12 protein-coding genes and 3 pseudogenes are annotated in these 21092 nt (G+C 43.1%); 13 read left to right on the top strand and 2 right to left on the bottom strand.

The features are described 5' to 3' along the window. Positions 1-17 precede the first annotated feature (17 nt). Positions 18-494, bottom strand: a complete 477-nt coding sequence (gene msrC, locus JCM15124_RS05760) for a free L-methionine (R)-S-oxide reductase MsrC (RefSeq protein WP_024998667.1) — start codon at positions 492-494, stop codon at positions 18-20. A gap of 15 nt (positions 495-509) precedes the next feature. Continuing rightward, positions 510-1310 carry a 16S rRNA (adenine(1518)-N(6)/adenine(1519)-N(6))-dimethyltransferase RsmA gene (rsmA, locus tag JCM15124_RS05755; protein ID WP_024998666.1) on the bottom strand — a complete coding sequence of 267 codons (801 nt, stop codon included), beginning with the start codon at positions 1308-1310 and terminating at the stop codon, positions 510-512. 77 nt (positions 1311-1387) lie between these two features. Here rsmA and JCM15124_RS05750 point away from each other — a divergent pair, with 77 nt between their 5' ends. The 13 genes and pseudogenes from JCM15124_RS05750 to JCM15124_RS13415 all read left to right on the top strand — a co-directional run bounded on the left by JCM15124_RS05750 (position 1388) and on the right by JCM15124_RS13415 (position 20761). Further along, on the top strand, positions 1388-2401 hold the full coding sequence (locus tag JCM15124_RS05750) for a lysylphosphatidylglycerol synthase transmembrane domain-containing protein (protein ID WP_024998665.1): 1014 nt from the start codon (positions 1388-1390) through the stop codon (positions 2399-2401). 50 nt (positions 2402-2451) lie between these two features. Then, entirely contained in the window at positions 2452-3906 is a 1455-nt protein-coding gene (locus JCM15124_RS05745) for an aminoacyl-histidine dipeptidase (protein WP_024998664.1), read from the top strand. 229 nt (positions 3907-4135) lie between these two features. Next, positions 4136-5062, top strand: a complete 927-nt coding sequence (locus JCM15124_RS05740) for a magnesium transporter CorA family protein (RefSeq protein WP_024998663.1) — start codon at positions 4136-4138, stop codon at positions 5060-5062. Between the two features lie 207 nt (positions 5063-5269). After that, a pseudogene (locus tag JCM15124_RS13430) lies at positions 5270-7149 on the top strand (DUF349 domain-containing protein). A gap of 786 nt (positions 7150-7935) precedes the next feature. After that, the gene (locus JCM15124_RS16505; protein WP_232220098.1) at positions 7936-8097 is read left to right on the top strand and encodes a peptidase associated/transthyretin-like domain-containing protein; all 162 of its coding nucleotides are present in this window, start codon (positions 7936-7938) and stop codon (positions 8095-8097) included. Between the two features lie 70 nt (positions 8098-8167). Continuing rightward, positions 8168-10741, top strand: a complete 2574-nt coding sequence (locus JCM15124_RS13425) for an outer membrane beta-barrel protein (protein ID WP_232220097.1) — start codon at positions 8168-8170, stop codon at positions 10739-10741. 129 nt (positions 10742-10870) lie between these two features. Further along, positions 10871-12354 (top strand): annotated as a pseudogene (guaB, locus tag JCM15124_RS13420) (IMP dehydrogenase). Positions 12355-12465: 111 nt separating this feature from the next. Then, positions 12466-13893 (top strand): peptidylprolyl isomerase, encoded by a 1428-nt coding sequence (locus tag JCM15124_RS05720; RefSeq protein WP_024998662.1) that lies wholly within the window; start codon positions 12466-12468, stop codon positions 13891-13893. 16 nt (positions 13894-13909) lie between these two features. Further along, positions 13910-15343, top strand: a complete 1434-nt coding sequence (locus JCM15124_RS05715; RefSeq protein ID WP_024998661.1) for a peptidylprolyl isomerase — start codon at positions 13910-13912, stop codon at positions 15341-15343. After that, the gene (locus JCM15124_RS05710; RefSeq protein ID WP_024998660.1) at positions 15340-17280 is read left to right on the top strand and encodes an OstA-like protein; all 1941 of its coding nucleotides are present in this window, start codon (positions 15340-15342) and stop codon (positions 17278-17280) included. The genes JCM15124_RS05715 and JCM15124_RS05710 overlap by 4 nt, the downstream gene beginning before the upstream one ends. Positions 17281-17299: 19 nt before the next feature. Continuing rightward, a complete protein-coding gene (locus JCM15124_RS05705; RefSeq protein WP_024998659.1) occupies positions 17300-17572 on the top strand; it encodes a hypothetical protein in 273 nt (90 codons plus the stop codon). An 11-nt stretch (positions 17573-17583) separates the two neighbouring features. Continuing rightward, positions 17584-19431, top strand: a complete 1848-nt coding sequence (mutL, locus tag JCM15124_RS05700) for a DNA mismatch repair endonuclease MutL (protein WP_024998658.1) — start codon at positions 17584-17586, stop codon at positions 19429-19431. Positions 19432-19601: 170 nt separating this feature from the next. Further along, positions 19602-20761 (top strand): annotated as a pseudogene (locus JCM15124_RS13415) (OmpA family protein). Positions 20762-21092 lie beyond the last annotated feature (331 nt).

Raw genomic sequence — 21092 nt, 5'->3', positions numbered from 1 at the left:
AGTTTATAGGCTTTTTTCTATCGGTTTGCATAGATTTCAGCTGCTAAAATGTGCATGGCTTGCTCTAAGTATTGGGCATCGGTATCGTCGAAAGCATTCAGCTTTGTGCTGTCGATGTCGAGCACGCCAACGGTTTCGCCTTCCTTATCATATATAGGCACTACGATTTCCGAACGAGAAAGCGAGCTGCAGGCAATGTGCCCGGCAAACTTTTCTACGTCCGGGACTACGAGTGTGCGACGCTCTGCGAAGGCTGTTCCGCAGACGCCTTTCCCCACAGGAATGTTGAAGCAGGCAGGAGTGCCTTGGAAAGGACCTAACTGCAACGTGTTTTCTTTGTTCAGGAGGTAGAAACCGGTCCAGAAGAAAGTGTCGAAAGTGTGGTGAATGGCTGCTGCAACATTTGCCAAAACACCCACCTTGTTGTCTGCTTCGCCTTCTATGAGGGCAGCAATTTGCTTTAACAATAGTTCGTATGTTTCTTTTTTATTCATTGTTTCTTTATTTGTTTATGCGTTTATGGCTGCCAATTCGGCTTCTACGATATTGGTAAGTTCTACGAATTGCGCAATTGTTAGCTGTTCGGGGCGTTTTGTCATCACTTCCTGCTCGTAGAAATCTTCTTGCGGTTTGGTTGGGAACATCTGGCGTAAGCTGACGCGCAACATCTTGCGACGTTGGTTGAACACCGTCTTTACCAAACGCTTGAAGAGTTTTTCGTCGCAATCGAGCTTGCTGACATTATTACGTGTCATTCTGATAACGGCACTCTTTACCTTTGGAGGCGGATTGAAAACGTCTTCATCGACCGTAAATAAGTATTCCACATCGTACCACGCTTGGATTAATACCGAAAGAATGCCATACGTTTTGTTGCCGGGTTGCGCTGCCATACGTAAGGCAACTTCGCGCTGTATCATGCCCGTACAACAAGGAATGAGGTCTTTGTAGTCGAGCATCTTGAAGAATATCTGCGACGAAATATCGTAGGGATAGTTGCCTGTAAGAACAAACTGCCTGCCGCCGAATACGTTTTCGAGGTGCATACGCAGAAAGTCTTCACCCAAGATGTTCTCTTGTAAGGTTGGAAACTTCTCGTAAAGGTATGCCACGCTCTCGGCATCTATTTCCACAGCCTTCACTTCTCGGGGCTTTTCCACAAGGTATTGGGTAAGCACCCCCATACCCGGTCCTATCTCTAAAACCGGTATATCGGGACAAGCGTCCACAGTGTCGGCAATGCGCTTCGCTATATTCAGATCGGTTAGAAAGTGCTGTCCAAGGTTCTTTTTGGGCTTTACTGATTTCATAAATTTTCTTTATTTGGCTACAAAGTTAGAAAATTTATTTTGTATTTAAAAGCATTTATAGTATCTTTGCTTTCAGAATGGGAACGAAGAAGTTGCTCTATAATATCGTTAAAATTGTGCTACCTCTTATTTTGGGCGGTGGCATTCTTTATTGGATGTATCGTGGCTTCGACTTCGTGCAGATGCGCAAGGTGGTGATGAACGAAATGGACTGGACGTGGATGTTGCTGTCTATGCCGTTCGGAATACTTGCACAAACCTTTCGCGGCTGGCGTTGGAAGCAGGTATTGGAGCCTATGGGCGAGCAAACACGCAACTCGGTTTGTGTCAATTCCATCTTTCTTTCCTACGCAGTCAGCCTTGTAATACCTCGTGTAGGCGAGTTTGCACGCTGCGGCGTGTTGAACCGTTACGATAAAGTGTCGTTTCCAAAGGCTTTGGGAACAGTTGTTACCGAGCGAGCAGTAGACACCGTCATCGTGTTACTGATAACAGCGGTTGCCATTCTGTCGCAAATAAAAGTGTTTACAAACTTTTTCTTCAGAACAGGAACAAGTGTAGACAACATCTTCAATAAGTTTTCTGCAACCGGTTGGCTCGTTACGGGCATTTGTGCATTGGCTGTTGTAATCTTGCTGTACATCATTCGTCGCCATATACCTATATATAAAAAGGTGAAAGATACGTTGGCGGGAATTTGGCAAGGCGTCATCTCTGTGAAAGGTGTAAAAAACATGCCGCTATTCTTGTTTTACAGCGTGGCTATATGGGGCAGCTACTTCCTGCACTTCTACTTAACGTTCTTCTGTTTCGAAGAAACGAGCCCGCTGGGTGTAACTTCTGCGTTGGTATGCTTCGTTGTTGGCTCGATAGCAGTTATTGTTCCAACGCCGAATGGGGCGGGACCGTGGCATTTTGCAGTGAAAACAATGCTTATAATCTATGGTGTGGCTGAAGTAAGAGCACTCTATTTCGTGCTAATCGTGCATACGCTGCAAACACTGTTGGTGATTTTGCTTGGTGTCTACGCATGGATAGCATTGGCATTCACGCACAAGGAAGAATTGAAACCAAGCAATGTTGATAATTAAGAAACAGATATAAAACAAACATATACTAACCCTTTAAAATAAACAAAACTATGAGTGAAATTAGAAATCTCAGTCCGGAACTTCTTTGGCGTAACTTTGACGATTTGACACAAATTCCACGTCCGTCAGGACACATGGAAAAAGTGCAGGCTTTCTTGCTCGACTTCGCAAAGAAAGTGGGAGTTGAAGCGTTCATCGACTCTGCCGGTAATGTCGTAATGCGCAAACCGGCGACTCCGGGTTACGAAAATCGCAAAGGTGTTATTCTTCAGGCGCACATGGATATGGTACCACAGAAGAGTCCTGACAGCAACCATAACTTTGAAACCGACCCAATCGTAACCCACATAACCGATGGTTGGGTTTATGCCAACAATACAACACTTGGTGCTGACGATGGTATTGGCGTTGCGGCTATCATGGGTATTATGGAAGACAAAACTTTGAAGCACGGACCTATTGAAGGACTTATCACAAGGGACGAAGAGACCGGTATGTTCGGTGCAAACGACCTTCCTGCAGGCGAATTGAACGGCGACATATTGCTGAACTTAGACTCTGAAAACTGGGGAAAGTTTGCTATCGGTTCAGCCGGTGGCATTGACATTACCTCTACATTGGGATATAAAGAAGTTGCCAACGACCAAGAAACAGCTGTTAAGGTTACATTGAAAGGTTTCCGCGGCGGGCACTCCGGTCTTGAAATACATGAAGGTCGTGCCAATGCAAATAAAGAAATGGTACGTTTTGTTCGCAAGGCAATGTCAGAACTTGGTGTACGCTTAGCTGCATGGCAAGGTGGAAATATGCGCAATGCTATTCCTTTCAAGGCAGAAGTTGTACTCGCATTGGCTAATGACAAGGTTGCAGCACTTAAAGAAATGGTGGAAGCACAGCGTCAATTGCTTGAAAGCGAATTTAAGACGATTGAAAACAACATCGAATTCTTTGTTGAAGACGCTGAAAAGCCTGCTGCACTTGTTCCTGCAGAAATTCAAGACAATGTTATCAACGCTATCTATGCAGTTCACAACGGTGTTTTGCGTATGATTCCTGTTTATCCTAACGTTGTTGAAACCTCTTCAAACCTTGCTATTATCAATATCGATGCAAACAATACCAATATTAAAATCCTTGCTCGTTCTGCTCGTGAGGATATGAAAGAATATCTTGCAACACAGATTAAGAGCTGCTTCGACTTGGCCGGTATGAAGACAGAGTTCAGCGCAAGCTACGTTGGCTGGGACCCAAATCCGGACAGCGAAATTTTGAACTTGTTGAAGAAAGTTTATAAAGACCAAACCGGCGAAGATGTAATTGTGCAGGTAGACCATGCCGGACTTGAATGTTCAATTATTCTTGGCAAGTATCCACACCTTGATGTTGTAAGTCTTGGCCCGACAATCCGTAGCCCACATACAGCAACAGAACGTTTTAAAGTAGATACTGCGCAGCCTTTCTGGGATTTGTTGGTGAAGGCTTTGGAGGAAATTCCTGTAAAATAAGGCAATAAAAAATTACTCCTTATAACGTAATAATTCCGTTAGTCAAGCTAAAAACTTAGTGTTTTACTTGTGCTAACGGATTTTTTTATCTACTTTTGCAGGCGTAAAACCAATATTTTAATTTATAATGGACGATTATCTTTCGAATATTTTAAACGAATGACGTGAGGATAGCACCCTGACAGATGCTAATCCCCACTAAAAATAAACTAATTGGAGATTAGCAAAAATGAAGACATATTGGAATATTAGCGGAAAGCTGAATACGATAAAGGAATGGCAGCCTAACTGCTGGATACAGGTAACTTGCCCTACCGAGCAAGAACAACAAGAATTAGAAGAAACTTATAATATCCCCGATTACTTTATTTCGGACATTAGCGATACCGACGAGCGTGCACGTTACGAGTACGACGACGGTTGGATGCTCATCATCTTGCGTATTCCTTACGTAAAGGAAATACGTTCCCGCACACCTTATACAACAGTGCCTTTGGGTATTATTCACAAGCGCGACGTAACCATTACGGTGTGCAACTTCGAGACCAATATGATGCTCGACTTCGTTTCGTTCCAGCAAAAGCGTGGAGAAGGCTTCACCGACTATGTGGATATGATATTCCGACTTTTCCTTTGCTCTGCTGTCTGGTACTTGAAGCGATTGAAACAGATAAGCGCACTTATAGATAAAGCGAAGCACAACCTTGACCAAGAGGTGAACAACGAAAGCCTTATCGGCTTGAGCCGCCTGCAAGATTCGCTCACTTACTTTGTTACATCTATCCGTGGCAACGAGAATTTGCTGGCTAAACTAAAGTTTAAGCTGCAAGTCGATGAGTTGGACGCCGACCTAATCGAAGACGTAAATATCGAGATGAGTCAGGCACGCGAAACTGCAAGCATTTATACCGACATTCTCGAATCGACAATGGATACCTATTCGAGCATCATCAACAACAATATGAACACAGTGATGCGTACGCTTACGTCGGTGTCTATCATCATGATGTTCCCTACACTCATCGCTTCGCTTTTCGGAATGAACCTTATAAATGGTATGGAAACTTCGCAATGGGGATTTGGAATTGCACTTATCATTTCTGTTTTCGTATCGGGGCTGACGTGGTGGATACTGCGCCATAAACGCCTAATATAGCGCAAATAATGTCAATATAGTACGAAAACAAGCAAAACAAATATAATTTTTAAATCCAAGCATAAAAAAGAAAGTATAAATTTAGGTGGTTTAAAACTTTTTATCTAAGTTTGCACTTTAATAGATAGTATTGCACTTGCAGCTATTATATAAGGTGGCTGCAGCGTAAAATCAATGAAAAAACTCGAATCATAAACTAACAGTGAAATGATGGACTCTCAAGAGAATGCCCTTAATCAGGGAACAGAAGAAGTAAAGCAGTCTGAAACGACAGCAGAACAAACCGTAAACGAAGCCGAAACAACAGCAGAAACTGCGCAAGAAACGGCAACAGCGGCAGCTGACAACCAACAATTAAGGGAAGAAGATACCCTCGCAAACAAACTCTATAGCTCTAAGAAGGAGATTGTAGAGCGCATGAAAACAATTGCCGACAGCGAGGATACTCCGGAGAAAGCTGAAATAGACCATCTGAAGACGTCGTTCTATCGACTTCATATTGCTGAGCGCGAAGCGCAGCAAAAGGCTTATCTTGAAGCAGGTGGCGAGCCGGAGAAGTATCAGGTATTGCCCGATGAGGAAGAAGAGGCTTTCAAAGCTGCAATGGCAGTTATTAAGGAGAAACGCCAAAAAGCATTCTTGGAACAAGAAGACCTTAAGCAAGAAAACCTGAAGAAGAAAGAAGCCATTATTGAAAAGATAAAAACGATGGCTACAACACCGGAGGAAGCAAACAATAACTTCAAGGAATTTAAGGTGTTGCAGCAAGAATGGAAAACCATAAAACCCGTTCCGGCCGAAAAGGTAAACGAATTGTGGCGCAACTACCAACTATATGTTGAGCAGTATTACGACTTACTGAACCTCAACCGCGAAGCACGTGAATACGATTTTAAGAAAAATCTTGAGAAGAAAACACAACTTTGCGAAGCTGCAGAGAAGCTTGCAGAAGAGTCAGACGTTATCAGTGCTTTCCACCAACTACAAGATTTGCACCAAGAATACCGCGAAACAGGTCCTGTTGAAAAGGAACTTCGCGAGCAAGTATGGCAACGTTTCAAGGCTGCCAGCACGGTAATCAACAAGCGTCATCAGCAGCATTTTGAAGAAATACGTGCTGAAGAAGAAGAAAATCTTGTCAAGAAGACTGCACTTTGTGAGAAGATTGAAGACATCGTAAAGCAGGAACGCAAGAATACAAGCGATTGGGACAGCCAGTCAAAAGAAATCATAGCTTTGCAGCAAGAGTGGAAAACCATCGGTTTTACGCCTCAGAAGATGAACACTAAAATCTTTGAACGCTTCCGTGCTGCATGCGACGAGTTCTTCACGAAGAAGGGCGAATACTTCAAAGGACTGAAAGAGAAGTACGCCGAAAACGCAAAGCGCAAGCAAGAACTTGTAGAAAAGGCGCAGGCATTGAAAGATTCTACCGATTGGAAGAAGACTTCAGACAAGCTCATTGCCCTTCAAAAGGAATGGAAAACCATCGGAATGGTGCCAAAACGATTGGGCGACCAGCTTTGGGAAGACTTCCTTGCAGCGTGCAACCACTTCTTCGAAGCCCGCAATGCCATTCATGCCGACGAGAGAAGCAATGAGCGTGAAAATCTTGCAAAAAAGAATGAGATTATAGAAAAGCTCAAACAACTTGCCGAAGGTACAGTAGAGAACCTACAGGAAGAAATGCGCAAGCTCACCGATGAGTTCAATACGATAGGGCATGTGCCATTCAAGGAAAAGGACAAGATGTTCAAAGAGTATCACGAAATACTCGACAAACTCTACAAAACATTAAATATCAAGCTTCTCGCCGCCGTATAGACAACTTCCGCAACAACTTGAAGAAGGTGGCAAAGCGTGGCGAAAACGCTATCGACAACGAGCGCGGCCGCCTTATGCGTCGCTTTGAGCAGCTGAAGCAGGAGATAAACACTTACGAAAACAACCTTGGCTTCCTCAATATCAGCAGCAAGAAGGGTAATAGCCTTATCGACGATATGAACCGTCGTGTGCAAAAGCTGAAAGACGAGTTGGAAGAAACAAAGCAAAAAATAAAGACTATCGATGCTGAAAAGGAAGATTAAACCTTTCGTTCGCATACAAACAAAAGGCAGTCCGACATTCGGGCTGCCTTTTTGTTTGGGTATAAAAGCTTGTTTGATTAGTTTTCTTTGCTAAGAAAATGAGTTCAATTGGAAGATTATTAGAGAGATTGATTTTCTTTTTCTTGCTTATGATAAGAGCTGAAAAACGCCCTTATTCTGTAAAGATAATTCTCTTAAAAAATGATAACTACGCTTTGGCATTGCGAAACCGTAGGTTTTGCGTTGTAAAACCTACGCTTTTACCGTGCAAAACCTACGGTTTTGGAACGCAAAACAATAGGTTTTGTAATGTATTGGTGCATAGATAGTTACGCAACGCTAATGCTTCTGAAAAATATTTACACTTTTAAGGTCTTCTTTTCGTTCTTTTCACGTTCCTCGAAAAGTGCGTTTTCTCGACATGGCAATGCTTAAATTAATTTGGCATTGCTCATTTGGTTGAACGAAAACGTTCATGAATAACGTGCATTCGGTGTAAGATTTCAAGGACGAAGATAGCTTCATTTCTTTTTGTTTATAAGTATATTAAATCATAATCCATTCTTTTTAAACGATATACACTTTCGTTACGCTGAGATGAAAAACAACAAGTAGGGTGTCTAACTGATAGTAGGATATGATAAGTTCCTTGATTTTCAATATGTTAAATTCCAACAAAAACAATAAAAAGAAACACCTATATGAAATAAAACAACTATTTTTGTAAATAAAGACTACCATGCGTATGGTCTTGAACAGATATTACCGAACAATCCAGTACATACAATGAAGTTGAAACATACACTTTTTGCAACGCTCTTGCTTGCGCTTTTATCTATCTCCACCACCGTTTACGCCGATGCGATAAAGGGTCGCGTACTTGATGCGAACACCAAAGAACCAATAGAAAATGCTTCTGTAAAGGTGGAAATAAAAAAATGGCAATAGCACACAAATAATAGACTTAACTTCCGATTTAGAAGGAAAATTCTTCTGTTCAAGCGGATTTGAGGGACGTATGAATGTTAAAGCCGGCATGATAGGTTATGAAACAACAACAAAGCATTCCTATTCGGCAGGCTATACAACTACAGACACGTTGGATTTAGGCGACTTTCTGCTGAAACCTACCGAACTGATGCTCGACGATGTTGTAGTTACGGCAAAGGCGCGCCGCTTTACAATGAGTGGCGACACCATCGTCTTCCACCCCGAAGCCTTCAAACTGAAAGAGGGAGCAAGGCTCGACGAGCTGATTAAACGCCTGCCGGGAGTGGTGGAAAAGGAAGGCAAACTCTACTGGAACAACAAGCCTTTGCGTATGCTTATGAATGGTCGCGACATCTTTGGCGGCGGCAGCATCGTAGGAGAAATACCTGCCGAGGCGGTGAAAAACATAAAAACCTACAACAAAGCAAGCGAACTGGCACGGCAGTCGGGCAACGACGATGGCAAGGACGACAACGTTTTAGACATTAACATCAAGCCCGGTTTCATGGACAAGTGGTACGGCAACATGACTGCAAAGCTGCAAACACCCAAGAACTACCAAGCCGCTATTCAGGCAAACCTCTTGAGCGACAAAAATCCAACGCTGATAAGCCTCGATGCCAACAACATAGACTATAGCCAAAAGCTGGGAATTGATTGGTACAACAAGGGGGCTTTCGACAACTTCGGCAAAGCACAGAGTGCTGCAGCAGCGTGGCAACACAATTGGAAACAGGGCACGCACAAGTTCTCTAACAACAATAATGTATCATTCAGTTCCAACTTTAACCACACTGACGGCCGGGGAACGGAATATAAAACCGACCGGACCATACCGACATCAGGCAACGCAAAGACGTGGGGACTAAGTAGAAACAAATGGTACGACCACAAAATAGCACCATCGGTAAGGGCTAACCTTTTCACTTTCGCCGATTCCGTAAACTACATAACGGCTAATGCGGAATTGGAATATACGTTTCAAAAGAAGAACCAAGAAACCGGCAGTGCCCGATTTAACAGCAATCCGGAAGCCTTTGGCAACTTTCCGCTCGACCCTGCCTTAATGGCACAGCATGGGGACGACATATATAGCCACCTCATTAACCGCAAACGCACCTACGCACAAAGCACAAACAAAGAGCTAAACACCACGTTAGACGCTAAATGGGTGCATTTCTTAGGAAAGAAAGGCGAACTTTCTTTTGGTACAATAGTAAATTACAGCAATGGCAACTACCGCACGAATACGAACCAACAGATAGACTATGTGGAGCAGGGAGTGCAGTCGCCGCTGTACCAATACAGCCATTCGCCCTTACATAATTTAGACATTAAGGCATACACAGAACTGAGATATTACGTTAAAAAGAACTTGCTTTTAACGGGAGGATACACATTCGACAAACTTAACGAGTCGGTACGGCAGGACTTCTACAGCACCAATGTGCAGTCGAAGTTAGACAACGACATTGACAACGTGAAAGATGCAGCCAACAGTTTCGACAGCCACAAAAGCACAACAACCCATACAGCACAGTTAGGGCTGACCTACAAGCTGGGCAAATGGCAGTTTATTCCGAACATAAAAGTAAACCGGCTGCACGAAAACTTAGACTATCAACGTGGCAGATTAGACACCACAGCAACCCGAAACAGCATACTGACAAACCCAAATATGGAAATTAAATGGAAGGTTGGCAAGCGCAGCAACTTCAGCTTTACGTTCAACTATGCTACAACCCTACCCGATTTGCTTTCAAGTCTTGCCTATTGCGACGATACGGACCCACTTTGGATTAAGGAAGGCAACCCACTGCTGCACCGAAGCCACAAGCACAGCAGCGTGATAACGTACAGACAAACCTTGCCAAGAATACAATCCATGCTGTTGCTGAAGGCCGGCTACACGCACAACATCAACCCAATAGCAAGTGTTTACTACTATAATCCAACCACAGGCGTCTACCGAACACACGACGAAAACGTGCGGGGTGGCGACCAATGGCTCTTCAGTGCAGTGTTAGACAAGGGCATTGGCGACAATTTCCACCTATCTACGAAAGCTGAAACCTACTTCACAACATCGTATGGCTATCTTGCTGCACTCGACGAAACGGTAGCAAAGCAACAGAACAAGCTGAAACAGTTTACGCTGAACCTATCGCCGGAACTTAGCTACGAGCACGATTGGCTTGAACTTACCCTTTTTGGCACAATGAATTTGCGCCGGAACAGATATTCGCTGGCACGTGAATACAACAACACATTTGGCGATTACAACTTAGGACTGAAATGTTTGGCAAAGCTAAACCGGTGGGAATTTTCTACAAAATTCGAAGACCGGTTACGCTCCGGTTACCTAAGTCCGGAACTAAACAAGCACCGTTTCATATGGGACGCAAGTGCGAAGTGGCTCTTTTGGAAAGGTAAAGGCGTGCTGGGCATAGAGCTTAACGACATTCTGAACCAATTCATGTGGAACAATTCTACCGTAACACCAACGCAACGCACCGAGATCTGGGAAGAATGGATGCACCATTACGCACGCATATCCTTCACTTACAAGTTCGATGCAAAGAACAAAAAACAAAGAAGATAACCATTAAGGACTCGAAGTAAGTCAATGCGTTAAATACTTTTAATGCACGATAGAAAAACCATATAAATGGCAGTGGGTATGAATTATAATTAGTAAATTTGCACGCAATAAATTTTCTAATATACATATATGTCTTCATTTGTTGCAGATAAAATCGTAATGGACGGATTAACCTACGATGACGTCCTTTTAATACCGGCTTATTCAGAAGTACTACCCAAAGGGGTGGAGTTGAAAACCAAGTTCTCGCGTAATATAGAGCTGAACATTCCTTTTGTTACGGCGGCAATGGACACCGTAACGGAAAGCTCGATGGCAATAGCATAGCACGCGAGGGAGGAATCGGTGTGATACACAAGAATATGGCTATCGAAGAGCAAGCCCGACAAGTTGCTATCGTGAAGCGTGCCGAGAACGGCATGATTTACGACCCGGTTACCATTCGCAGGGGGCGCACCGTAAGAGACGCTTTGGCTATGATGGCTGAATATCATATCGGGGGCATTCCTGTTGTTGATGATGAAAACCACTTGGTAGGTATTGTTACCAACCGTGATTTACGTTTCGAACGCCACTTCGATAAAACCATCGACGAGGTAATGACAAGCGAAAACCTTGTAACGACACACCAACAAACCGACCTTACAGCGGCTGCACAAATATTGCAAGAGAACAAAATAGAAAAACTGCCGGTTGTCGATAAGGACAATCACTTGGTGGGCTTGATTACCTATAAGGACATAACGAAGGCGAAAGACAAACCTATGGCATGCAAGGACGAGAAAGGACGCTTGCGCGTTGCTGCCGGTGTAGGAGTTACAGCCGATACGATGGAGCGTGCTTCGGCATTGGTAGAAGCCGGTGTCGATGCCATAGTTATCGATACGGCACACGGACATTCACAAGGTGTGATTAGCAAATTGCACAATGTGAAGGCTGCTTTCCCCAACCTTGATGTCGTAGTAGGCAACATTGCAACGGGCGAAGCGGCAAAGTTCCTTGTTGAAAATGGTGCTGACGCTGTGAAAGTGGGCATCGGACCGGGTTCAATCTGTACCACACGTGTGGTTGCCGGCGTAGGTGTACCGCAATTGAGTGCCATCTACGATGTTTATTCAGCATTGAAAGATACCGATGTTCCATTGATTGCCGACGGTGGTCTGCGCTATTCGGGCGACGTAGTAAAAGCATTGGCTGCAGGTGGCAGTAGTGTTATGATTGGTTCATTGGTGGCCGGAACAGAGGAGTCGCCGGGCGACACCATCATCTTCAACGGACGTAAGTTCAAGAGCTATCGCGGCATGGGTTCGTTGGAAGCTATGGAACAGAAGAACGGTTCGCGCGACCGCTATTTCCAAGGCGACATCAGCGACAACAAGAAACTTGTTCCGGAAGGAATTGCAGGTCGTGTTCCATATAAGGGAACTGTGCAGGAAGTAATTTATCAACTTGTGGGCGGTTTGCGTTCGGGTATGGGATACTGCGGCGCGGCTTCGATCGAGAAACTTCATAATGCACGTTTCACACGCATTACCAACGCAGGTGTGATGGAAAGCCACCCACACGACATTGCCATAACAAGCGAAGCACCAAACTATTCGCGTCCGGAATAATAAAACAAACTCCGCTCTCGTTATAACGGGAGAAGAATATTGTTTCACTATAAATAATAAGTTAAAAACAAGCCTCAACACAAACGAGGCATAGAATGAATATCGTTTGAAATGAGAATAATAGCATTTTTCGCTGCCGCACTGCTTAGCAGCACAATGGTTTTTGCACAGCAAAACGACCCGATTATCATGACAGTGAACGGTCAGCCTGTTACCCGTTCTGAATTTGAGTATTCTTACAACAAAAATAATACAGAAGGGGTAATTGACAAGAAGTCGATAGAAGAATATGTAGACTTGTTTATCAATTATAAATTGAAGGTGCAAGCGGCATTAGATGCGAAACTCGATACACTTACTTCTTTCAAACAGGAGTTTATGACTTATCGCGACCAGCAGGTACGCCCAACAATGATTACCGATGCTGACGTAGAGGCAGAGGCACGGAAGATTTATAAGGAAGCAAGAGACAGAATAGAAAGTAATGGCGGTTTGGTTCGCTGTGCGCATATCTTGCTTGCGCTCAAGCAAAAAGCTACCGACAGCGAACAAACGGCAATTGCCAACAGAGCCGACTCTATATATAATGTGTTGAAAAAAGGTGGCAACTTTGCCGAGTTGGCAAAGAAATATTCAGACGACCCGGGCTCTGCAGCACGTGGCGGAGAGTTGTCTTTGATTACGAAAGGACAAACCGTACAGAGCTTTGAGAATGCTTTGTTCTCTATGAAGCCGGGCGAAATAAGCCACCCTGTGCTTTCTCCATTTGGCTATCATATTATTAAGTATATCGAAAAAGAGGAGTTCCAACCATACGACTCTTTGAAAGCAGATATTTATCACTTCATTGAGGCACGCAATTTGCGCGAGCAAATCATCGACCAGAAGCTGAAGAATATGGCGGTAGAGGCAGGCAATGGCGTTACCCCACAGCAGTTAGTGGAAAAGAGACTTGCGGAAATGGAAGCCAAAGATGCTAATTTAAAGCATCTTATAAGAGAATATCACGACGGACTTCTTCTTATCGAGATGAGTACTCGCACCATTTGGGACAAGGCTGCAGCCGACGAAGAGGGATTGCAATCGTTCTTTAAGAAGAACAAAAAGAACTATGCTTGGAAAGAACCGCGCTTCAAAGGTATTGCTTACCATGTGCAAAAGCAAGACGATGTAAAGGCTGTAAAGGACTGTATCGCAAAAATACCATTTAAAGAATGGGCAAAAACATTGCGCACTAAGTTCAATAACGATAGCACTATCCGCGTTCGTGTAGAGAAAGGACTGTTTAAAGCAGGCGACAATCCATTGATAGACAGAGAGATCTTCAAACAAAAAGCAGAAGTAAAGCCTATAAAGGACTATCCTATTGATGCTGTTTATGGAAAGAAACTCAAAGCTCCGGAAGAGTTGGACGATGTGCGCAGCCAAGTAGTATCTGACTACCAAGAGGTGTTGGAAAAAGAATGGGTAAAAGATTTGCGCAAGAAGTATGCGGTAACAGTCAATCGGGAAGTATTGGCTACCGTAAACAAGCATTAATGTTGAAAAGGATTTTATGAATATAAGAAAATATTATGTGGCATTTATTCTTGCCGGCACTGCCATTACAATGATGGGATTGCCAACAGGATTACTGTCTACTGCTCAGTTTGTACCAAAGAATGACTCGACAGATGTCGAAGTTGCCAACCCTGAAAGCGTTGTCGATGAGGTACTATGGGTAGTGGGCGATGAGCCTATTCTCAAGTCTGACGTCGAAATTATGCGGTTGCAAAGCGAAGCTGAAGGCGTAAAATGGAAGAAAAATCCCAATTGTGAACTTCTCGAGCAGATTGCTGTACAAAAGCTTTTCTTGCATCAGGCGGCATTAGACAGTATTGTTGTAACCGAAGCAGAAATAGCACAAGGCGTAGAACAGCAAATCAACGCTTGGATTGCAATTCCCCAGATAGGTTCAAAGGAGAAGCTGGAAGAGTATCAACACAAGAGTATTACACAGATACGACAAGATTTGCACGACGATTTCAAGAACCGTCAGTTGGTACAGAAGATGCAAGAGAAACTTGTAGGTGAGGTGAAAGTATCGCCGGCAGAAGTGCGCGAATACTTTAAGAAGCTCCCCGCAGACAGCATTCCGATGATTCCGACCAATGTTGAGGTGCAAATTCTGACGCAAACGCCAAAGATAGAGGCAGAAGAAGTGAGTAGAATAAAAGACCAGCTCCGCAATTATACAGAACGAGTAATGAATGGAGAAACTTCTTTTGAAACATTGGCACGCCTTTATTCTGAAGACCCGGGCTCTGCACGTAGAGGTGGCGAGTTGGGATATATGGGGCGTGGTATGCTCGACCCAACGTTTGCAGCTGCAGCATTTAATTTAACCGACCCCAAAAAGATTTCAAAGGTGGTGGAAAGCGACTTCGGTTACCATATCATACAATTGATAGACCGCCGTGGCGATAAGATAAATTGCCGTCACATCTTGTTGAAACCAAGAGTATCGGATGCAGCATTAGAGGCTGCAACCAATCGTTTGGATTCCATTTGCAATGATATTAAAGCAGGAAAGTTCACTTTCGATGAAGCTACTGCTTTCATTTCAGATGACAAAGATACGAGAAACAATCACGGACTTATGATAAATGCTACGGGAATGGCACGTACTTCTCACTTTGCAATGAAAGATTTGCCTTCCGAAATAGCACGTGTTGTTGAAACAATGAAGGTTGGCGACATATCAGCACCTTTTAAAATGATAGATGCAAGAGGTAAAGAAGTTTGTGCTATCATTAAATTGAAGAGCAGAATAGACGAACACCGTGCCACAATTACTGAAGATTTACAACCTATGAAGGATATTGTGATTGCAAAAAAGCGTCAGGACATTATCCACAAATGGATTGAAAAGAAGGTAAAAGAAACTTATGTTAAGATGGCACCGGAGTATCGAGACTGTGATTTCGAATATGAAGGTTGGATTAGATGAATCGAAATAACAAAGGAATAACGAACTTATACGGGCATAGAATCTTCAATTACTTGATTCTATGCCTGTTTGGACTAAGCGTGTCGCTCTCTGTTTCTGCACAAAAAGATAAGCAGAAGCAGGGAGCCAAAGTGTATATTGACTACGCAGACATCTTGCGCTACAACCAAATGGAGCTGCCTAACGTGCAAATTGCAAAAGGTAATGTTAAGTTTCGATATAAAGACATGACTTTATTGTGCGACAGTGCCTATCTTAACGAACAGCAAAGTACGTTTCAAGCATTTGGGCACGTAGATTTAAAACGCAAAGATGGTACACGTATCACCTGCCAACGAGCTTATTACGATGGCTACTTGCAAACCTTAAAAGCACGCGAAAAGGTTGTTGTACGCCAACCATTCAAATCGTTGAAATGCGATAGTCTGGACTACAATATGATTTCAAATGTAGCCAATTACTTCGGTGGACGTGGCACATTGACCTATGGCAACAGCGTGGTAGTGGCTGACCAAGGCGATTACAACACCGAAACACACGATGCAAACTTCGATGGTAATGTTGTAATACACACACCAAAGTACGACATCAACACGCCTACGGCACGCGGAAATACCGATACGGGCTTAATGAACGTATTGGGAAAATCGATTATCCGCACAAAACGAGGTGAGGTTGTACATACGAACGATGGAACATACAACAGCAAAACCGACTATATGCAGCTGAATGGCTATTCTACGATTAAATCACCACAGCGCGATATTGAAGGAAACAATATAATCTACAACAGTACTACGGGCGATGCAGAGGGACATGGCAACGTAAAGATAAACGATAAGGTAAACAAACGTACCATGGTGGGTGATAATGTTACTTACAATAGCAAAACCGGACATACCGAAGGCCATGGCAAAGTTAAGATTATCGACCACAAGGAGCAACGTACCATAACCGGGGAAGACGTTATTTACAATGCAAATACCGGACACAGCGAGGGACATGGCAACGTAAAGATTGTGGACAACCTGAAGAAACGCACCATAACGGGCGACCACCTATTATATAATAGTAAGACGCACGTTGGCGAAGGCAAAGGCAATGTAGACTATATAGATTATAAAAGCAAGCACGCATTCAAAGGCGACTATGTTCATTACACCGATACGGCAGCCATTGCATACGGTGGCAATCCCGGTCCTGTTGCCAAAGACTTCTCGGAAAGTAACGATACATTGTTTATTCATGCAGATACCATTAGCATGAAAGCCTTCAATATTGATACGCCACAGGGGTACCGCAAGATTTTTGGTGTAGATAATGTACGTGCTTATCGTACCGACATACAAGCCGTATGTGGCTTTTTCATTGCCAACACGAAAGATTCCTGCTTGGTAATGTACCAAGAACCTATTGTTTGGAGTGATAACAGACAACTGCTGGGCGACTCTATTAAAGTGTTTATGAACGATTCCACTATTCGCGAGGCACATATTTTAGGCAATGCGCTATCAATAGAAGAGCTTAACGACAAGGAACATTACAATCAAATAGCATCGAAAACAATGCATGCACAGTTTATTGATGGCAAAATAAGAACAGCACAAGCTATCAGCAATGTGGTAACAGTGTATTATCCAATAGAAGAAAGAGACAGTTCGCTTATAGGTTTAAACTATTTAGAAACCGATACGATGCGCATCTATATGTCGCCCCAACGACAGTTAGAGAAGATTTGGACGAACAAGTTCACGTCTACTTTATACCCTATGACGCAAATTCCGCCCGATAAAACACTGCTTCCGAACTTTCATTGGTACGAAGCAGTAAGACCAAAAGACAAGTACGACATATTCAGAAAGGTGGCACGCAAAGACGATACCGATATTCGCCCAAGCGAAGTTGCTGCACCACCACGCCAACAAATTGCCAACTAACAGTAAATTTTTCGCTTTTATGATATTCTTTAATTTACCAAAACCACGACGATTTCATCACGAATACATTTACGTTGATGAACGAAAAGAACGTCTGAGCAAACTAAAAAATCGGGTAAAGTTAGAGATTGAAGGCGGAAAGGCAATGGAAACAAACGATAAAAAAGTTAGTTTCAATTTCCACAGCGAGCGAAATACTCGCCAAAAGGCAAATAACCGCTTCATGATGATTGTCGGAATTGCAACCGTTTTAACTATTTTGGCAGTTCTATTGATAGTTTATTTTATGTAAAAGAGAGAAAAATGAGCGATATAATACAACTTTTACCAGACAGTGTGGCAAACCAAATTGCTGCAGGAGAGGTGATACAACGCCCTGCCTCCGTAGTAAAAGAGTTGGTAGAGAACGCTGTTGATGCCGGTGCAAAGACGATAAACGTTCTCATAGTAGATGCCGGGCGTACATCAATACAAGTTATTGACGATGGAAAAGGTATGTCGGAAACCGATGCACGCCTTTCTTTCGAACGCCACGCCACATCTAAAATACGGAAAGCAGACGACCTTTTTGCTTTAACTACAATGGGATTTCGTGGCGAAGCCTTAGCCTCCATTGCTGCAGTAGCGCAAATAGAACTGAAAACCCGCCAAGAAAAAGACGATATAGGTACGTCGCTTTCTATTTCCGGCAGCAAGTTCATAGGTCAAGAACCTTGCGTTTGTCCCATAGGTAGCAACTTCAAAGTAGAAAATCTCTTCTTTAATGTGCCTGCACGGCGCAAGTTCCTGAAATCGAACACAACGGAACTGAACAATATCCTATCTGCTTTCGAACGAATCGTGTTGGTTTATCCCAACATTACTTTTACGCTACACTCCAATGGAGTTGAAATATTTTCGCTGAAAGCTTGTAGCTTACGCCAGCGGATTGTTGAGGTTTTTGGCAAGCGACTCAATCAAAACCTACTTCCAGTAGAAGTAGAAACTACGCTTTGCCGCATTTATGGTTTTGTTGGCAAGCCTGAATCGGCAAAGAAAAAAGGCGCATTGCAATATTTCTTTGTGAACGACCGCTATATGAAACACCCTTACTTCAATAAGGCAATAGCCAATGCTTTCGAACGTTTGGTGCCTTTTGGCGAACAAGTGCCTTACTTCCTGTATTTTGAAGTGCCCCCGGAAAACATTGATGTAAATATCCACCCCACCAAAACAGAGATAAAGTTCGAAAACGAACAAGCTATTTGGCAAATTCTTATGGCGGCTGTAAAAGAGGCATTAGGCAAGTTCAACGATATTCCGGCTATTGACTTCGACACAGAAGGCAAGCCTGATATTCCTGTTTTCAACCCTTCGGCAAACGTAAGTGCACCTACGGTAAACTTCAATCCAAGTTACAACCCATTTAAAGAAACCAAGAACAGCAATTCTTCTGCTGCATCGCAAACAAAATGGGAAGAACTATACAAGGAGTTAAACAAAGACTTCTCAACAGATACAGAAAATGTTTCATCGGTTCCGATGCAACCTGACGAGCAACCAATCTTCACTTCCAACGAAACAGGTAAAGCGAGTCTTGCCGAAGAACGTTCGCCCGCTCATTATCAATACAAGGGTTGTTACATCATGACTGCTGTTAAGTCGGGACTTATGATAATCGACCAACATCGCGCGCACGTACGTATATTATACGAACAATATCTGGAGCAGCTGAAAAAACATACTGCTCACACGCAGAAAATGCTTTTTCCTGAAATGGTAAACCTGCCTGTAAGTAACGAAGCAATATTGCAAAAGATACTTTCAGAAATGCAGACAATGGGGTTTGAACTTAGCAATATGGGCGGTGGAAGCTATGCCGTGAATGGCGTACCTGCCGGTATTGAAGGCTTAAACATATCAGCCCTTGTTGGCGATATGGTAGCATCAACACTTGAAGGTGGCAGTTCTGCGAGTGAAGAAATAGACAAAGCTCTGGCTTTAAGCCTTGCACGAAATGCAGCCATTCCATATGGACAGGTCTTAGGAAACGAGGAAATGGAGAATTTAGTGAACGAGCTGTTTGCTTGCAATAATGTAAACTATACCCCAACCGGCAAGACGACATTGACAATATTAAAGCAACTCGACATTGAAAAAATGCTGGAATAAAGAGAAAAATTACCTTTTTCTTAAAAATATTTCCTAAAAAAGTGCTTTTTTAAACAGGAAATGATGCTTATATAAAAAATAATGCGTACTTTTGCCACATAATTTGATATGTTAGTAACTTACTAATTACAAGATAAAAGATAATTTGATTGTATAATAAAATAAAAGTTATGAAAAAATTTTTAATGGTATTAGCATTTGCCGGTGTTTCAATGGCTGGCTTTGCTCAAGACGAAGTGCCTACCAAAAGTATAGTGTTGCAACTAATTCTTTTTGGAGCAATTGGTTTGTTCAAGTAGGTGCAGATTGGAATGCATGGTACTCTGGGCAGGAACATGGTGCAAACTTGAAGGTAAATCCATTTGAGGATTTCCGTAGCAACCCGGGTGTAGCACTCGCTATTGGTAAATGGTTCACTCCGGGACTCGGTCTTCGTGTCAAAGCACAAGGTATTTGGGGTAAGCGCGTGGGCGATAACGATTCACCAACTTCAAATATTGACAATGGTAACAAGTATTGGATTGCACAAGGTCAGGCAATGTTCAACCTTACCAATATGTTCTTAGGCTACAGCGAAAACCGCTTTTTGGACATTATCCCATTTGTAGGTGCGGGCGTTGGTCGTTCTATGAGCCACGACTACTATGCTACAGGTCTTAGTGCAGGCGTTCAGGCTTCTGCTCGTTTAAGCAAACTTGCACGCATCTATGTTGAAGCTGGTTGGAATCGCTATGAAGGCGACCTTGATGGATACGACCAGTACTACGGCAACCGTGGTTGGGATTCACACGATAACAACCTCTATGTTGAGTTAGGTCTTCAGTTCAACCTTGGCAAAACAGGTTGGGAAAAGACTCCGGACCTCGATGCTATCAACGCACAACATCAAGCAGCTCTCGATGCTTTGAACTCACGTCTCCGCGATGCAGAAGCAGAAAATGCTCGTCTCCGCGAAGCACTTGCAAACCAGAAGCCGGTTGAGACGATAAGCGAATCTGTTAAGGAATTGATTTCTACTCCTATCTCAGTATTCTTCAATATAGACAAGACAAACATCGCTTCTCAGAAGGATCTCGTAAACGTACGTGCTCTTGCTAAATACGCTGTTGATAACAACAACAACCTCCTCGTTACAGGTTATGCCGATAGTGCAACAGGTACTCCAAAGCGCAACCAATGGTTGTCTGAGGAACGTGCTAAGACTTTGGCAGGCGAACTTATTAAGATGGGTGTTCAATCTAACAAGATTACCCAAGTTGGTAAGGGTGGTGTAGAAACATTGACACCAATCTCTTTCAACCGTCGTGCAACTGTTCAGGTTACAGACTAATAAAGAGTTCATAATACTTGAAATACAAAGAAGTCGTGTCTATTTGGCACGACTTCTTTTCGTTTAAGACAAATAAAAACACCTTCATTGTTTTTTCTTTCTTTTAACCGAGCGGGGGTTATCTTGAAAAAGCATAGAACTTTATTCCTATCCATGTATCATCAAAGAAATGAAACCGGTAAGGAGATAAAAGGAAAAAACATAACCAATTGAAGAATATGAAAGAGAAATTATCCAATGGTTGCATTAGTATTGCTATCAGCGTAATTCCCTTCTTTATGCTGTGGGCAGCCATCAGTATGTTCAAGAATGACGAATATATCAAGGGTAG

Origin of the sequence: Prevotella falsenii DSM 22864 = JCM 15124 (genome assembly GCF_000613945.1) — a bacterium.
GTDB classification, from domain to species: Bacteria; Bacteroidota; Bacteroidia; order Bacteroidales; family Bacteroidaceae; genus Prevotella; species Prevotella falsenii.
This window is presented reverse-complemented; position numbering and strand designations above follow the sequence as displayed.

Excerpts from the sequence above, each read along its gene's own strand:
- msrC (WP_024998667.1), bottom strand. The coding sequence starts at position 494 with ATGAATAAAAAAGAAACATACGAACTATTGTTAAAGCAAATTGCTGCC.
- JCM15124_RS05750 (WP_024998665.1), top strand. The coding sequence starts at position 1,388 with ATGGGAACGAAGAAGTTGCTCTATAATATCGTTAAAATTGTGCTACCT.
- JCM15124_RS16505 (WP_232220098.1), top strand. The coding sequence starts at position 7,936 with ATGAAGTTGAAACATACACTTTTTGCAACGCTCTTGCTTGCGCTTTTA.
- rsmA (WP_024998666.1), bottom strand. The coding sequence starts at position 1,310 with ATGAAATCAGTAAAGCCCAAAAAGAACCTTGGACAGCACTTTCTAACC.
- mutL (WP_024998658.1), top strand. The coding sequence starts at position 17,584 with ATGAGCGATATAATACAACTTTTACCAGACAGTGTGGCAAACCAAATT.
- JCM15124_RS05740 (WP_024998663.1), top strand. The coding sequence starts at position 4,136 with ATGAAGACATATTGGAATATTAGCGGAAAGCTGAATACGATAAAGGAA.
- JCM15124_RS05715 (WP_024998661.1), top strand. The coding sequence starts at position 13,910 with ATGAATATAAGAAAATATTATGTGGCATTTATTCTTGCCGGCACTGCC.
- JCM15124_RS05710 (WP_024998660.1), top strand. The coding sequence starts at position 15,340 with ATGAATCGAAATAACAAAGGAATAACGAACTTATACGGGCATAGAATC.
- JCM15124_RS05705 (WP_024998659.1), top strand. The coding sequence starts at position 17,300 with ATGATATTCTTTAATTTACCAAAACCACGACGATTTCATCACGAATAC.
- JCM15124_RS05720 (WP_024998662.1), top strand. The coding sequence starts at position 12,466 with ATGAGAATAATAGCATTTTTCGCTGCCGCACTGCTTAGCAGCACAATG.
- JCM15124_RS05745 (WP_024998664.1), top strand. The coding sequence starts at position 2,452 with ATGAGTGAAATTAGAAATCTCAGTCCGGAACTTCTTTGGCGTAACTTT.
- JCM15124_RS13425 (WP_232220097.1), top strand. The coding sequence starts at position 8,168 with ATGAATGTTAAAGCCGGCATGATAGGTTATGAAACAACAACAAAGCAT.